Raw genomic sequence first — 17,058 nt, 5'->3', positions numbered from 1 at the left:
GTCTATGTCATTGCTGTTGCTCTGCTGCTGCAAGCGGGCTTCATCACCGCTTACTTGAGCATGACTTTTTTGGATTTTTAACTTTTATCGTGGCATTTTTTATATTGTAGAATGCTTGGACGAGCTTTACTTGGTTTGCCTTAGAGTACGATCCCGATGATTGGTATTACCGTCTCTCAGTAATGTTGCAAATGTTTGGCTCATTAATGCTTGCCGCCAACATCAATCAGTTTTTTGAGCAAGGACTAACATGGATAGGCGTTACTGGTTACGCGATCATGCGATTGGCCCGCTGCAGTCAGTGGTGGCGTGTTTATCAACAAGTAGAAGGCCACAAGTTTAGGTGTACGGTTTCTTCGGCATAGCTCAGCTGATTGTCTTTGATAAAGGCGTACTTTACTAACTGTCACTGCGGGCATAGCCCTACGTCTTGCGTCACTAAAACAGTCTACTAGACTGTTTCTTAACGTTCCTCATTGGCGAAGTACGCCTTCGCCTTTTTTAGTATTTCGCGCTCCTCCTCGGCAACTTTAAGCTGTCGTTTGAGGCGCTTGTTCTCTTCTAGAACAGCTATTATTTCAGGATCATACTTTCTTGGTCATGGTAAGCTCCTCATCAAGTCATTAGTTTACCAAGTTTATCTCTACGGTTTCTTCAGCATAGCTCAGATTTGACTGTGCTTATGAATCCGTCTACCAAAGGCATCGTAGTAGTAATCGGTCGTGGTGACGATGGTGTCACTACCCTTATGATGCGTGAGTACAGTTTGGCTTAATTCGTTGTTAGCATTGTATTTGAATGTTAGCTCTTTTTTAAACTGTACTAGGTTGTTGTCTGACTGGTTCATGTTGGCTGCTATGGTTTTATGAACGACTCTACCATCATTGTCATAAGTATAGCGCACGTGCTTACCTTGGCTGATGATTTCAGTTGGGTGGCCCTGAGGTTTAGGTATTGCTGTTTGAGTTTGTTTATTAGTATCCTCTACTCTACTGCTATGAGCCGATACTCTATTGCCTGCTGGGTCAAAGGCGAATTGCTCGATGATGCTGGTGTTTGACCCTGCTAGTTTATGCTCAGTGAGGCGGCCTATCGCATCGTACTGGTAGTGATGGTTGCGAGTGTGCTGCTGGACGGTGTGGTCTTTACCGGTAAGTGATGTTTGACTGTTGATGTCAGTGAGTTGTCCAATAGGATCATACTGGTACTGACGTCCAACGATGATATGGTCGCCAATGCTACTGTTTTGATTGATGAGTCGTCCCATGGGGTCATGGGTGTAAACGCTGTCAAGAATGCCTTGTTGACGGTTGACTTCAACATGGAGTTTGTTACGCTCACTGTGACGTATGTCAATATGCTGATCGGTACTTGGGTCATGTAGGCTTTGGTTGTATAGATGACCTGAGCCGTAATACAACTGATTGATGACTTTGCCATCAGGTAAGGTGGTGGCGGTACGATTGCCTAGCTCGTCGTATTGATGCTGTAACGCTAAGCGATACTCATGTTGTAGGCCTGCAATGTTAAGGGTGCTGGTTTGACGCTCTTTGATGAGTTGTCCATTGGCATCGTAAGCGAAATCGATTCGACTGTGCGGGTTGGTTGCGCTCAGCAGTTTGCCTGCTTTATCATATTGATATTGTACTTGTGCAGACTGCTCTGCGCTTGTACTGATTTGAGTCACTATCTGTCCTATCAAGTCTCGCTCATAACTGATACGGCGCTGTTGGTTTAAGGGCAGATGCGGATTATCAGTTTGGCTTATTAAGTTGCCAAGCGCGTCAAAGCGATATCGACTTTGATGACCATCAAAACGGGTTTCACCAACAAGATTATTACCTTTATCATACTCAAAGGTCCAGTGTTCACCATTCTCATTGGTGAGCTGGCTTAGACTACGATAGTCATCATAAGCATAAGCAGTACTATTGCCTGATGCGTCTACTTGTTTGATGACTAGACCATCAACATCATAGTGAGTTGAAGTAGTAATACCTAACGTATCATCATATTTATCAGTCAGCTGACCGATATCATCGTAGCGCATTTCGATGCTATTGCCATCTGGATAATCGACTCGTTTAACGAGGGTACTTAGCCAAGGTTTACTATCGTCATAATGATAGTGAACAGCATTACCTTCAGCATCAATGATCTGTTCTATACGCTGCTTATCATCGTATAGATACTAAGTTTGATAACTCCTATAATCTGTCAGAAATCTTCATTGAGTATTATCTTTTTATCACACAACCCTTCACCTAGCCCTCTAACCTCAGTATGAGTATCATAAATATCGATTTCGTAGCTACAAAAACCTTTTTCTGTATCTGATACATTAAAGACCTCTCCCTGATTTTTGTACGAAGGCTTTCCTTCACTGTTCTTATCGGTAACATGCCACATAATATCAATATTAACGAGGGAATCCGCTAATAAAGCATAATCACTAACACAATAAAGATCTTTTTCATTGACATCTAGAACTATACGTTTTTCCGATTCCATCTCTTCTAAGGTAATTTCAGTATCACTATCTTCGGTCTCAAACTTCGAAGTATAAAGAGTAAAACTTGTTTTATTATTCAAAAAAATCTTGTTTGAAGAATTTACATTCATACATCCTAATAGGCTACTTATAGCAAATAGCATATTTGGAATTATTATATTTTTATTTAAACGCATTATTATTCCTATTGATTCTATAAATAACACACATGGAACTGTTTAGAATATGGCAAGTCTGAATCAGCTGTTGAATCTAATATTTTCAATATCAGATATTCGGTGAGATATGTTGCAGGATAAAAATTTTCAAACAAATCTATGCCTATTTTCATGGCTGTGATATCGTCTTTTGTATCCGCTTTAAACTCCATATCTTTTATGCTTTTTTTGCCATTTTTAATCTCCATTAGTTCATCAATAGTAGGGACACACACAGCCACATTTTAAATAAGGTCTTTGGAATTAAATGATTTAACATATATAAGGCTCATTTGTTATTAGTCATTGATAAGGCGTAAGTTATCTATCTTAATCGTCTACCTGATTGGTCTCGTTAAAATACCAAATGGTTTTCCATTCAAGCCGCTTCATCTTTGGCATGATGTCACCTGCTTTAAAGTGTTTAACATCCTGGCTGGATGGTGACCACCATGATGCCGTCTGTGGACACGGTTTACCTGACTCGCAGCGTAAGCGTTTTGGTGCGACGTTATGGCTACCGCCGCCAGTATCGGCGATACGTTCTACCAGCATCCAAGTGACAGGAGCCATGCCAACAGCTTGCATAGTTTCAGGGTCATAGCCGACGTAAGCTTCATTTGCTAACATGCCATCTAGTAGCACTTGGGCGCTAGCATCTTCTCTATCTGGTATATAGATGCCTGCCACAGGGACGACTTCATCTAACTCAACAGTATATTTTGGGTTGAGCCGATAAATAGGCCATGACTCGGGTGGGTTGAGCGGTCCTCTTGACTCAGTCGTGTATCGTTCAGTCAGACTACCTATTTGCCAACCAAAATAACTGGTTATTTTCATATTAAAAGCATACAGACTTGCTTGTCGCTCCCACTTATCATAATCATATTGCTGCTGCTCTGGCATCCAGTCAATATCGTAATCCATATTGATAGCGCGAAAATCACTCTCAACATTACCCCCATATCCTATCGCTGCTAGATCCCCTTTTAACAGCTCTTGATAGCCAACATTAAGACTATCTAAAGTACTACGCAGATTCGGTAATACCCGCTCGCCCCAGACAATATCAGGTTGTCTGTTAATAGGACGCGTTCGGTAATCAAAGGGTAAGTCGTTAACAAACAACTCCAGCGCGTATTCAGCAGCTTCTAACATTTGAGCAAAGGCATCGCGCATTTCTTTAAAGTAAGCGGGTGAGCTATAGCGCTCTAGTAGGTAAATCTCTTGCGGTCTGATGATGTAGTTATTCATTTATTTTTTATTTCAGAGTCTATTTTGCATCTAATAATTGATAGCTCTCACAGCCATCTTTGTTGCCATTATCACAAGATTTACTGAACCACTCTTTAGCAATAGCCATGTCTTGACTCACACCTTCACCATCTTCATTAATAACTCCAAGACTAAACTGAGCATCAGCATAATTTTGAATGGCCGCTTTTTCGAACCATTTTCTTGCTTGCATATAATTTTGAATAGCACCATCACCACTGTAATACATTACCCCAAGGTTATGTTGAGCCTCTGCATTGCCTTGCTGAGCCGCCTTTTCATACAACTCAAAAGCTTTATCGTAATTTTGACCTGTACTAATACCATCACCAAAATAATACATATTCCCTAAAAAAACCTGTTTATCAGGATCATTATCAACAACATAATTTTGCATAGCAAATACTGAGTCATATTGCGTTTTCTTATCATCCGCTTCTACTACTTTTAGAAGAATGAAAGACGACAAAATACCTAAAAATAGTATTAATACAAATTTTTTATGAGTGAATTTACTTAATATCTCCTTAAGAATCATTTTTATTTCCTGATATACAAATTTGTTAAAAGATAGTTTTATTTTTTAGAGATTTAGCGTTGGTGCACAAACACTTGCTAATGAATTACTCTCAATTTTAAGCACAACCTCTAATAGGATTTTGAAAAGCTATTCCTTGTCTTGCTAAAAAAATTAGGTAAAAGGAAATCAATATAACAAAAAAGGCACCAACCTTCATTTTCATCAAGTTTATATTAAATATATTAGTAATAACACGGCTAAATTTCGAGTCGATTGAACATAACAGACTGAACACTTGCATTGATAGAGACTCTATCATTAAAGAATATATAATTGATCCACAGTTTTCTTTCACTAAAAGTAAAATAAGCGAGTCTACTGAAATAATAGCAAGTATTATATATTTAACACTAATATTCAATTACAACTCTCCTTCGTATAATCTGTAACCTTTGCTGTACCTCTACCCATTTCAATAGCTATTAGGTCTGAACTTGCACCAGGACCACTATTATCTCCTAGTGTTTGTCCCATAGCTAACGGTCCCATGACGGTATAGCCAAAGCTGCCAGATATCGCACCTAATGCAAAATCTCCGTTAAAAACTTTAGGATCGAGAGGGGTATCAGCTTTCTGATAAAACTTGACTTCGCCTTGACCAACAGAACTGTCTCCAAAGATGCTTATATCTGTTACAAACACCTCGGCAGTAGCACGAACATCAACGGTATATTTAGTTCCAGAAACACATTCACTAGTCAATTTAAATTCATATAGCTTTGTATCAATAATTTTCCTTCCTGTGGATACTTCAAAATAGGTACCTGTCCAGACTATGTATTTTTTTGTTTTTATTTTGATTCTTTTCTCATTGTTGATATCTTTTAAGGAGCTAGCATGAGTAGTTGGTAGTTTCCATGAGCTAGGTCTTCCCTTCAGGACATCATCTGTAACATCGAAATTCTTTACAGCCTCATTATTTATTTTAATTAAAAAAACAACTTTAATTATATTAGTTACTGCTATTTTGTGTTCACGAGTAACAGCTCCGTTTTTACTTGCTGTGAAGACTGCATCGATAGCTGGTTTTATAGTAATAATTTTTTCAGGTAATCGTCCTGATTTAAGACGTTTATAAGTTATCAAAAGATCATATTTTAATGAAGAAATAATCTTTATATTGTCTACTATGACCGTTAATCTTGTTTTATTAATTGCCATATTCAATCTTCCTCTACTTGGGTTTCACCTATTTCTTTATCAACAAGCGCATGCAACTCATAGTCTTTAGATTCATCATCAACCAAGACCTTTAACTTACCTTCAAAGTCAGTCGTGTGCATTTCTGTTGAGCCATCAGGTTTAATTAGCATACATTTAGTGAAGGGAAGCGGATTGTCATCTTGGTCATGTACTATATAGCGTAGATAATAGTCTAAGTTCTCAAGTAATTTCGCCTTTGGTAAATGTACAGCAGGAAACCCTAAACCACCCCCACTGCCCCAATCTACCTTGCTTGCCTTATACCCCACTTGACTTGGCGTGATAAACGTCACATTACCACCCGATATCTCGATACCGCTACCTGCTGCTTTTAGCGTTAAGGTATCAGGTGCGATAATCTCAACACTGTCTCGGCTATGGATGCGTAGTACTTGCTCACTGTCAAGTCGCATTTCACTTTGATGCGCTTGTATCGTCACATCACCATGCGCTGCCGTATGGGTTTGGGCTTTGTTTGAGTAGTAATGAACATCGCCTGCCACCAACTGATTCATCTGGGTTTGGCTATGATGATGGGTGCTATCTGTAGCATGGCTGTGCGTGTTTTGGGTACTGGTATGTTGGCTGTGTTGTCCGCTTAGCAACGCTAGATGACGCTGAGAGTCGATCAGCAGATTGGCTTGTTGCCATTGTCCAGACTCACTTAAGGTTTCGTCATTGGTATCTTTGCTAAATTGGGCAAATGGCGTTTGCGCATCTTTACTGTTGCTTTGCTTGTTATTGCTGCTGCCCTCTAATCCCACTGGCTGATGGGTATCAGCCAGCTGGGTGTAGGCTTGCTGGTGTTGATCGGCTGTTTGTAGTTTGCCGTGGCTGTCATGACTCATGTGAGATTTTGATGAGGGGTCTGACTGACTGCTACTGATATGAATGCCAGTGCTGCCTTGAATGTTGGCAGCGGCTTGAGTCTCGATGCTGATGCCTTTGCCCCGTGCTTGACCGCGAGTGTGGTCGCTATGCTGATACAGATGTCCAATGGTTAAGCTAGACTGAAAGCTACTGCTATAGACGTTAATTTGCGGACTATCAGGATGGGCGTCAAACATGAGCTGGTTATAGCCATTGATGATGCTGTCTTTGGTGGCATCGCCTGTGCGACTGCTATCAATACTTTGAGTCTTAATTCCATCTATGGGATAAGTATGGCTTTGATTGATGAACCAAGCAGGACTGGTGGCGTCAAGGCTACCTGAGTCACTTACAATACTATTATGCTGAGCATCAGAATTACCTTGGCCGTTGTGAGTGCTACCGATGATGATGGGATGGGTGATGTCGCCACCGATGAAGTCAATGAGGACATGCTGTCCATGACGCAGAGGATGGGTCTGTCCCATGTGGTCGGCAACGAGGTGACTAGCAATGGGTATCCAATGACCGCTGTCACTATTGTTATCCTGCCCATCTTCTTCTTGCTGCCAGTGATATCTGATATGCGCACGGTGGTTACGATCATGGGTGATGGCGCTGCTATCTGTATCAATAATACTCGCACTCATGAGACCTGTCAGACTGGGATGCGGTTGTCCAAGTGTAGCAAACTGCTCCCCATAGGGAATGTGGTGGTGATGTGGAAACGGTAGGTAGCAGGCAGTGATATGATGGACGTTGTTGTCATTGTCGTCATCACTCTCATGACTGGCATGGTTCGTATTGGGCTGTAAAGTAATGGGATCAAAGGGCGCAGCGCCGAGCCAGTCTGCTGATATATGATTGTTAATGTGCTGATGAATAGAGACGAGACTGATCGGATCAATCAAATAAGGGTTGCCATTGATATAGTGGCTACTTGGCAAATTCAGATGACGGATGTTGCCGGTTAGACTGCCTAGATTGGCCAGCTGCTGTGCGTTCTGCTGATAGCGGGTGGCAAGTGCGGTGAGTCCATCATCGTTTAAATAACTATGACTGTGCAAAAAGCGCTGATGCGTGCTGCTTGATGAGTCGATAGGTTGCTCGCTACTGCTACTGCCGGTATAGGTACTCATCAAGCGACTGTCATAACGATGTAGGTCGCTTTGCTGAGTATGCTGGGCAATACGGGGGCGAATGGCGGTGATGCGGTCTTGTCTGTCAGCGAGATTGGCAGAGTTTTGACTTAAGATGCTATGGATGTCGTCATGGTCTGGACGTAGAACTTCGCTGTCTTGTGGTAGTAGGACTAAAGTATGTTTGTCGGCTTCGTGACGATAGTAGCCAGTGATACCGTAGAGGGCAAGGTATTGGGTGAGATAAGCGAGATCGGTTTGGTTGTATTGGACGCTATGCTGAATATGATAGCTGCTGTCATCACTGAGGCGCTCGTCAATCTCAATATCCATATCATATGGGCTAATAATATCTTTGATAAGCTCGCTTAAACTTAGATGATGATGACGGCGATTATGACTGTTAAGGCGTAATTGGCTTACCGTAGGTTCGCAGATAATACGGTAGGCGGCCATACCACTGTTGCTACCAAGGGCAACGACTTCGGTGATGATACCGTGACGGGTTTGGTTTGGTAGTATGGCGTCACCCGTGTGCCAGTGCATGGCTAGTTTTTGCCCTAGCCATTGTTGTATATCCAGTCCTGCTTGTGGGTGCAGTAACGTAATACTAATACGGTAGCCAGTATAAAGCGCGAGCTGACGGTCGGTATAGCTTTGAACACGTTGGTCATGATGGTAGGGGCTTGGGTAGGCATCAGGCGCTGGCATAAGCGTGGGCTTACGCCAAACGCTGTCAGGTAACGGCATACCTAACAAGCTCTCAACCAAGTCAGCCTGTTGAATAATACTGGTGGCAATATCAGGATGGGCACTACTAAGTTGCACATGCCGCTTTGTTTGAGTCCATACCATGACAAGCCCTTCTCTATCTAAAGGTTTAGCGATCAAAATTACCAAGTAAAAAATAATGCGAACATTGCAATTTAACCAACAGTTCTATCAATCCAACTTTAATTTAATGATCATCGTCAGAGGAATCACGTTTGGGCTGAATACCAATCATGTCAGACAGCATCGATAATTGATCTTCGTTTTTGATGATATGAGTGAGCCATTGATCCAGCGGCATATCAGCCCAATCAATCGCCCGACCGAGTAAAAAAGTCACTGGGCTGTGCGGCTCATTGGTTGCAAAGTAGTCTTGAATTTGAGCCAGCAATTTAAGCGCTTGCCGACGATTGTTTTGATGATCGCGGTTACTAGGATTAAAACTGGTTGAGCTAATATTATTTGTACTGGCTGATTGTCCACTACTATCCGACATCATAGGTTCATTAGTATCAATCAGGTCGACATTATCGGCTTGGCTCTCTTGATCCATACTATGAGCAGTATCAGAATATTCTGGTATCAATGGACGCAAATGCTGCGTCAGTGCAATCAATAAATCCGTCACTGGTGCGAAGACTGGCGCATCCATACCCATCAGATCATTGAGCTGATCGGTCAAGGTCTGCCACTGCTCAGTGACTTTATTAAGATTGCTCATCAGTGCTTGTTGCCAAGTCTCACTACTGGTCTTTATGGCGTGGTTATAGTCACTCAGTGTTAATTGGTTGGATGTTTCGCTATCGGGGTTTTGCTGACGCTGCTTATCATGATCACGTGCGGTTAGATAGTAATTGTAGTTGTAGCTCTCGGCCTTTGTATCAGCCAGCGATAGTTGCTTGATATCATCGGATAGTGCCTTGACGAACCACGACAGCAGCCCTGCCCTGATATCCATACTGTCTTCTTCACCGTCTAATGGTGGATACATGGTGAGCCAGTACTCGTCATTGAATGCTTGCAATACGCTCAGCCCATGACTGATGCCTGCTAAATGATTGGTGTGACTCAGGGCATCGACGTACCACAGTGCCAGCTTCATGTCTTTACTGGTATCGCTGAGCAACTCGGCACATTGGTTTTTGACAAAGTCCCAGTCGGCGACTTTTAGCTCAGTGACCCAATTGCCTTGCTCCAGTAATGGGTCATCTTCTTGACGAGCCGCAACGATGGCATCGATACGTGGATCGAAGATGAGATCTTCACCCACCCCATGATGACTGCCATCAATAGGAGCGATAAGGGCATCCATATTGGTGGCTAAAGAGTTATCAGTGCTCATTATAGTAATTCCTCTTTAACAGGTTTTTTGCGTGCTGTTTTTTTAACTGTTGGCTTTTTAGCAGCAGGCTTTTTAGCTGAAACTGGTCTGCTTGCCGAATTTTTAACCTTATTCTCAGTCTCATCTTCACTGTATTGCGCCATTTTATTCAGTGGCACAACCGCATCGGTATCCAGACGATACGCAAAATTATCCTCTGCATCGACGAATACAGTAATTTTCTTTAGCACACTCTGACTGTCATCATGAGCCAGTAGCTGACCTGCCAGCTGCGGTAACAAGGTATGGCTGATGATGGCATCGGCATTACGTGCGCCAGAATCGACCTCATGACAGCGCGATAAAATGAGCTCAACGACCTCAGGGTCAATGACACAAGGGACATCGTAATTGTCACGGATGCGACCAGTGATTTTTTCCAGCTTTAGGCGAATGATTTCTGCCAGCGCGTCATCCGTTAACGGATAATAAGGAATGACCGTTAGACGACCCAAAAAGGCAGGCTTGAAGGCTTTGTATAAATGCGGATTGATCACCTGTTTTAGGTTGTCACTATCGGGCAAGCTAAAGTCAGTAACGGCTGGATCAGTATTGATGCACGCTTGCATAATCTGCGATGAACCAACATTACTGGTCAATAAAATAAGCGTGTTTTTGAAATCAATTAAACGCCCTTCGCTGTCTTCCATGACTCCTTTGTCAAAGACCTGATAAAACAGATCCAATACGTCTGGATGGGCTTTTTCTACTTCGTCAAGCAAAAGCACACTATAGGGACGACGGCGGATGGCCTCCGTTAGTACACCACCTTCACCATAGCCCACATAACCTGGAGGCGAGCCTTTTAAGGAGGCAACGCTATGCGCTTCCTGATACTCTGATAGATTGATGGTAATAAGATTACGCTCACCACCATACAATACCTCTGATAGCGCCAATGCGGTTTCTGTCTTGCCCACACCACTTGGCCCGACAAGCATGAACACCCCTTGCGGGCGATTTGGGTCGTCTAGCCTAGCTTTTGCGGTATGAATCCGCTTGACAATAGCAGCCACAGAATGGTCTTGGCCAATCACACGCATCTGTAAGGTGTCAGCCAAATTCAAGATATGGTCTTTCTCATTTCCCGCCATATCGTTGAGTGGAATACCAGTCCAATCTGAGATAATTTGCTTAATAACTTGTCTGTCTAATACAGGATGAATGAGACGATGTGTCTCTTGTATTTGTTTTAGCGACTGCTCAATACTTTGGTATTCAGATTGTTTGTCTAAGCGCTCTTTTGCACTGAGCGTATCAGCGCCATCAGCCTTACCATTCAACTGCTGATTGAGTGCATCAAGCTGATCATTAAGCTGACGTTGCTCATGCCAGCGACTGGTCATGTCAGCGATGCTTTGCTGATTGGTTTGACGCTGTTCATCAAGCACGGCAATTTTTTGACTGACTTTTTCTTTTTCGTCCACACCGCCGATACGCTCAAGCTGTTGACTGAGATTATTGATATGCTGCTCTAACTGCACACCTTTGGCTTGTAATCTATCCAGCTGATTGGGCATGGCTGTTTTTGATAAGCTCACCCTTGCAGCCGCTGTATCTAATACACTGACCGCTTTATCTGGCAGTTGTCGATCGCTGATATAACGTGCTGACAGCTCAACGGCTGCTTGCAGTGCATCATCATCTATCAATATGCCAAAGTGCGCCTGCATCTTGGCACTCAAACCACGAATCATCGCCACTGCCGTATCGATATCAGGCTCATCGACTTTGACTACCTGAAAGCGACGTGACAATGCAGCGTCTTTTTCAAAGTATTTCTTATATTCTGACCACGTCGTCGCAGCAATGGTTCTGAGCTCACCACGAGCCAGCGCAGGCTTCAGCAAATTCGCCGCGTCGTTTTGACCCGCTTGCCCACCAGCGCCAATCAAGGTATGCGCTTCATCGATGAACAAGATAATCGGCTGTACCGACGCTTGTACTTCTTCGATGACTTGCTTTAGACGATTTTCAAATTCACCTTTGACACTCGCCCCAGCTTGCAATAGCCCCATATCGAGACTACGTATCGTCACGTCTTTGAGCTGATCAGGTACTTGACTGGCAACTATCTTTTGCGCCAAGCCCTCCACCACAGCAGTTTTACCCACACCGGCTTCACCCGTCAAAATTGGATTGTTTTGACGACGACGAATCAAAATATCGATCAACTGATGAATTTCAAACTCACGGCCTATCACTGGATCTATTTGCTCTGCACTGGCTTTAGCAGTCAAATCATAAGTATATTTATCCAACGCAGGGGTTGGCTTAGCTTCAGTTTGCTTAGCGTCTAAAGATTCTTGATTATTAGTATCATTGTCTGCACTATCATCAGCACCCTTATTGACGCCTTTATTACTGCTTGATCCACTACCCTCGGTACTACCAAGACATTGGCGTTCATAATCATCTTTTAGGGTAAAACGATCAATATACTGCAGCTGCTCAGGGAGGGTTTTTAATAATGACTGATAACGCTCATACGCCAATAACACCAGTAATATGTGCCCAGAGCGGATTTCTAGTGGATTGTTATTATCAGCGCTTTGATTATGCTGGCTACTCGCTAGCTCCCACGCATCTTCTAACAACGCCATCAACCCTTGGCTAAACACAGGGGTCGAGCCTGTTGCCTGACTAAAAGTACCAAGCAAGTCTGTGATGTCTACTAGCAATGCCTGCTGATTAATCTTATTTAATGTCAGTATTTGAGCCACATCATTGTGCGGCGTCGCAATCAACTCATGCAATAGATGGACAGTATCGACTTCACGATGCCCATTATTGATACAAAGCCTAGCTGCCTGCTGCAAACACTGTCGGCAGCTCGGGCTCAAGCGGGTAATTACAGCTTTTAACTGGCTCATAAATCTTTTCCTTTAGCATTCTCATTAGACTTAATACCAAACCCAAAAAGTAAGATTAGCTGTGTCAAACTCGCTTAGCCTACAAGTCGTAGTACTTTCACTCGTTTTCCTTGCCACTCTAATTTTTGTGAATGGTATAACATTATTTTTATTAAACTGGTTTATTAAACGGATGCATCAAAATTAGAGTGATTATTGAGCGTTATTAGTAAACAAGCAATTTATCTATTAGCAATAAAATATTTACTGAATAGGCAGCGCATAGCGGGTATCATCATAGTGCTCGGTTGCAGGCTGAGATACCAAAAACCCACCCTGCCCTAAGCCACCAAAGCTGCTTTCTGATAATGACAAAGGGGTAATATATTGCTTGTCTAGCTCCAGCTGCATTTCGACCGCCAAGCTCACACCGCACCATTTACGAATAAAATCGATAATGACGCGATACATATCCCCTGCTGGCAACAGTCTCAAATAGCGTTTGGCATCCAACTGATGAAAGACGATTCTAATTTTGCTATCGAACTGTACAGCCCGCGCGCCGCAAAATGTAGATATCCCAAGTGCCGCATGCTGACCACCGAGTGCGGTCTGCTCGCTAGCGGGCAGATCAAACCACTCAGGCACGAACTGCTGAACGCTGACCGTGCTATCCAAGAAGTGCGACAGTACATGTGCTAACTGATCAGCGGTCAGACGTCCGGGGGCAATCATGCCAGCATAAGCAATCAAGCTATCGATTGCCGTTAGCTTTTTCGGCTGCCGTGCCAGCGCTCGCAAGCTCAGTAGATAGTTGTCTTTTTTATTATTTATCTCGTACTGTAATGGCAAATTATAAAACCAGCTCGCTTGTACGTACAAATCCGTCAAACGATGGTTAAATAAATCTAAAAAAGCGGGGGCTGCTTTGTCTTTTGCATGATTGACTCGCGATGCCAAATGATCGGTATACATCGCGGGCAAAGCTGATAATGGGCCTGTGAGTCCGATAACTGCTGGACAAACCTCTATCTGCCTGGCCATTAACGAACTGACATTTAATGAATTGTCCTTTATTTGGTCATCCTTTACTGAACGGCCACTGTCTTCCATATTGTCTTGAGCAATGAGCGCCATCGACTCAATTTCAGCTTGCGGATACGCCAATGACAACGAGGCACGGTAGCGCACCTCAATAGGGGCATGCCCCATACCGACTTCATGTTGAACCAAACGCAGTGCTTGCAATAGCTCATAGGATTGCGGTGCCGCCAGTAAATCCGTTAAATAAGAGGACTGAGACCGCTGCGTGGCTGACATCTGTATATCTCCTCTTTGGTAACGGCATCACTGATGGCAACCTCAACGAAGCTGTTTAAGCTGGCGTGATAGCCAAAAACATGGGCCAATAAATGAGCAAATTGGCGAATACTCACTCCAGCAAAATTCTTTTGGTTAATCTGAATATCAATGACCGTACCGCGTACAAACCCAGGTTGCGGCAAGCGCTGAATCCGCTGAGCTTTGATACTGGTGGTGACAGAGACGATGCCTTCTACCAGCAGTTTATTCGAGGCAGACTGGGTAATGTCATAGAGCGACAGATACTCTTTCATCAGCTCAGCGTCTTGGGCAGCAAGTGATAAAAAATTCAAACTGATCAGCGATATTAGTCGCCAACGCTCCTCACCAGTGTATTCAAAACGTGCCGTTCTGGTAGGCTGCTTTAATAATGACAGACTACTAAAGCCCGTCATCCCCTCACTAAACAAATCACCTCGGCTTTGACCGAACACTACTTGCGCGGGCAAGTCTCTATTGGTGCATAGCAGAGCAGCACTTATGCTCACCGCACCTGACACATCCTCACGCTGCTTTTCTACAAACATAATCTGATATTCAAAGCCCTGCTTAAATTCAGCCATATCCTTATCGCGTTTGATATGATAATAACGACCGTCATCTTGCTGCTCATAGTGATTGAGCGCATAAAACGGATGGTATTCGCGTTGTATCAAACGATTATTACTTTGCTTGGACTCTATGACTTTATTGACCTCATAAATCTCATGTTGAAAAAGCGCACGAGTATCGGGCACCAAATCATAATAGATAGAGCGATGAGTGACTTGAATGGGCTTGGCGGCTGCCTTGAATAGATTGACCACGGGCGTACAAAACAGCTTAATACTGCTGGCACTCAGTTGCTGCAAGTTTTTTAAATGGATGGTGTTTTTTTTATCAAACTTAAAATAACAGCGAATCTCAAGACCAGTGCTATCAATTTTTAAATTGGGACAAACACGGCCAAGATTGAGGCGCAAGAAATTGAATTTTTCAGGGAAATAAAAATACTCTTTTAATAATGCAGAGGCAGCATTACTTACTCGATGACTAGGAAGAATTTGCTGCTCAGGATCGAAGCCTATAATCTCAAACGGACTACCCGTTATCTTATTGACCTGCCTACCATGAAGGTGTGTTTGTTTCACATCACACCCTAGCAGATCCCACAAGCTGGTGCCTTGACTGGCATCCTCATCTATATATAAATCTAGCGGATGATTTAACAAAGCCTGATAGTCAAAGCTCGGATTAAGACCTTTGAATTTAATGCTAATGCAGCCGTTAAGCAGTCCATGCTGATTATCGTATACTTCTTGGCGCGTCTCAAAATCAACGCTATCTATCTGTAGCGGTAGCAACGTCACGTCTTGGGTTGACTGAAACTGGCAAGGTGTGCCGTTTATTTTTTGACTAGCAAACATACTTTTTTTAGGCACTAAAACAGACTCACTCATCGCATTGCCCTGCACGCCTAGGTTGAACTGTGCAATAGAGACTGATGGAAAAGGCTTAAGATAATCGGGATAAACGACTTCAAGTAAAGACTCGGTAAAGTCTGCATATGAATCATCTAGCTTTTTATTGATGCGCGCACTAATCAGTGAAAAAGCCTGTATCAATCGCTCAATATGCGGATCATCTACCGTATCGTGACCCATCAATAACCGATTGGCAATTTTGGGATACTTTTTGGCAAATTCTTTTGATTGCTTATTAAATAAACTAAGCTCATGCTCAAAATAAGGAAGTAGACTGTCCATGATGCCTCAATATAGTGATCGCCGTTAACTGTAAAGATTGAGCGGTAGCACTGGTTATTTCATTAAATTAATAATGACTATTTTATTAAATAACGCTGAGAGCTTGGCTCAAAGAACGCATCGAAACTGACCAACTCTTGGGCAGGATAAACTTTCAGTAACGCTTCAATTGAAAAACACAGCTGATTGACATCTACTGCGCCAATATCTAGCGATACTCTGACATTCTGCAGACGACTGTCTTGCTGCTCGACTGTCTGCGCGATTTGTCGGCAGATATAATCACAGTCTGCAGGATTGGCACTACTCAGTCCCACAAAGTCCAATATGCCAAAGTTTAGTATCGATGAGCGTACATGTTGATAGGCTTGCAGCTTACTCGACACCACACAGCGAGTATTTAATAACGCTTCTAGGTCTTGGGCTACTGAAGACTTTAACTCATCAATATTAAGCCTGCGAACCACGAGTTCATGCGCTAAATTACGAGGCTGGTCATCGAATAGTTGCTCAAATAAATTTGGGCGAAACCCAACTTTATGATTAGAGGCGTTAGCGGCGTAATTCATGGATACAGTCATCCTCATTTAAGAAAATAAAAAAGAAAGGCCTAGATATAAACCTTTCTTCATTGACACAATAAATGAATAACACTTAACACCAGTTTAGGCAGTATAAGTAGCAGTGTTATTGGCTAATGACCACTTCTTCGTCACAGCACCTTTGGCAGTACCATCGATATCTTGCTGGGTGTAAGTCCACTCAACAGCAGCATACTTGATACCGACTTTTTCGATTGGTACGCCTTCAGAGCGGACAGTTGGCTCAACACTAGCAATGAGCGCATGCTTAAGCTTTACTTCAAGATATTTAACGCGCTTATCACCGTTGGCACGATAAAAGTCAATTTGAATTTCATCAAAAGTATAGCCAGCAGAACATGCTTCCCATAGCTTAGGACTGGTCGAGTCCAAATCTTTCATAAAGGTCATATCGGCATGTTCACAGCGCTCAGAAGTGTGACCACCAACGCTGCTGGCTGTCGCTGATTTTGGCTGACGAATCAAGTGATCCCAAGTATTTACTTCAAGCCAACCTTTATGCTCGCTGTCACGAGACTCACCGTCAATTTTGTACTTACCACGGAACTGAATATAAATATCTTTCATAT

The 17,058-nt window shown here is 42.9% G+C and carries 13 protein-coding genes and 1 pseudogene; 1 reads left to right on the top strand and 13 read right to left on the bottom strand.

Going from position 1 to position 17,058, the window contains the following annotated elements; translation table 11 throughout:
* Positions 1 to 173: 173 nt before the first annotated feature.
* A pseudogene (locus tag ACTQ9T_RS02990) lies at positions 174 to 365 on the top strand (low temperature requirement protein A); the annotation flags it as partial.
* A 299-nt stretch (positions 366 to 664) separates the two neighbouring features.
* On the opposite strand, the gene ACTQ9T_RS02985 reads toward ACTQ9T_RS02990, so the two are convergent.
* The 13 genes from ACTQ9T_RS02985 to ACTQ9T_RS02925 form a co-directional block, all read right to left on the bottom strand.
* Positions 665 to 2,050, bottom strand: coding sequence for a hypothetical protein (locus tag ACTQ9T_RS02985; protein WP_440464023.1), 1,386 nt, complete (start codon positions 2,048 to 2,050; stop codon positions 665 to 667).
* Positions 2,051 to 2,217: 167 nt separating this feature from the next.
* Positions 2,218 to 2,688 (bottom strand): hypothetical protein, encoded by a 471-nt coding sequence (locus ACTQ9T_RS02980; protein WP_440464022.1) that lies wholly within the window; start codon positions 2,686 to 2,688, stop codon positions 2,218 to 2,220.
* 17 nt (positions 2,689 to 2,705) lie between these two features.
* Entirely contained in the window at positions 2,706 to 2,918 is a 213-nt protein-coding gene (locus tag ACTQ9T_RS02975; protein WP_440464021.1) for a hypothetical protein, read from the bottom strand.
* Positions 2,919 to 3,039: 121 nt separating this feature from the next.
* Positions 3,040 to 3,963, bottom strand: a complete 924-nt coding sequence (locus ACTQ9T_RS02970; RefSeq protein WP_440464020.1) for a hypothetical protein — start codon at positions 3,961 to 3,963, stop codon at positions 3,040 to 3,042.
* A gap of 19 nt (positions 3,964 to 3,982) precedes the next feature.
* On the bottom strand, positions 3,983 to 4,522 hold the full coding sequence (locus tag ACTQ9T_RS02965; protein WP_439293404.1) for a tetratricopeptide repeat protein: 540 nt from the start codon (positions 4,520 to 4,522) through the stop codon (positions 3,983 to 3,985).
* A 399-nt stretch (positions 4,523 to 4,921) separates the two neighbouring features.
* Entirely contained in the window at positions 4,922 to 5,725 is an 804-nt protein-coding gene (locus ACTQ9T_RS02960) for a hypothetical protein (protein ID WP_439293405.1), read from the bottom strand.
* A 2-nt stretch (positions 5,726 to 5,727) separates the two neighbouring features.
* Positions 5,728 to 8,631: a contractile injection system protein, VgrG/Pvc8 family gene (locus ACTQ9T_RS02955; RefSeq protein ID WP_440464019.1), complete on the bottom strand. Its 2,904-nt coding sequence runs from the start codon at positions 8,629 to 8,631 to the stop codon at positions 5,728 to 5,730.
* Positions 8,632 to 8,734: 103 nt separating this feature from the next.
* Positions 8,735 to 9,889, bottom strand: a complete 1,155-nt coding sequence (gene tssA, locus ACTQ9T_RS02950) for a type VI secretion system protein TssA (RefSeq protein WP_440464018.1) — start codon at positions 9,887 to 9,889, stop codon at positions 8,735 to 8,737.
* Complete coding sequence (gene tssH, locus ACTQ9T_RS02945) at positions 9,889 to 12,801, bottom strand: type VI secretion system ATPase TssH (protein ID WP_440464017.1); 2,913 nt, start codon at positions 12,799 to 12,801, stop codon at positions 9,889 to 9,891. Before tssH ends, tssA begins: the two co-directional genes overlap by 1 nt.
* 243 nt (positions 12,802 to 13,044) lie before the next feature.
* Entirely contained in the window at positions 13,045 to 14,100 is a 1,056-nt protein-coding gene (gene tssG / locus ACTQ9T_RS02940; RefSeq protein WP_440464016.1) for a type VI secretion system baseplate subunit TssG, read from the bottom strand.
* The gene (tssF, locus tag ACTQ9T_RS02935) at positions 14,064 to 15,887 is read right to left on the bottom strand and encodes a type VI secretion system baseplate subunit TssF (protein WP_440464015.1); all 1,824 of its coding nucleotides are present in this window, start codon (positions 15,885 to 15,887) and stop codon (positions 14,064 to 14,066) included. Before tssF ends, tssG begins: the two co-directional genes overlap by 37 nt.
* Positions 15,888 to 15,964: 77 nt before the next feature.
* Entirely contained in the window at positions 15,965 to 16,456 is a 492-nt protein-coding gene (gene tssE / locus ACTQ9T_RS02930; RefSeq protein ID WP_440464014.1) for a type VI secretion system baseplate subunit TssE, read from the bottom strand.
* A gap of 96 nt (positions 16,457 to 16,552) precedes the next feature.
* On the bottom strand, positions 16,553 to 17,056 hold the full coding sequence (locus ACTQ9T_RS02925) for an Hcp family type VI secretion system effector (RefSeq protein ID WP_025651832.1): 504 nt from the start codon (positions 17,054 to 17,056) through the stop codon (positions 16,553 to 16,555).
* Positions 17,057 to 17,058: the final 2 nt, after the last annotated feature.

The sequence above is a fragment of the Psychrobacter sp. ASPA161_6 genome (assembly GCF_051970285.1).
Lineage (GTDB): Bacteria > Pseudomonadota > Gammaproteobacteria > Pseudomonadales > Moraxellaceae > Psychrobacter > Psychrobacter glaciei.
The sequence above is the reverse complement of the archived record's forward strand: the minus strand, read 5'-3'. Positions and strand labels throughout refer to the sequence as shown.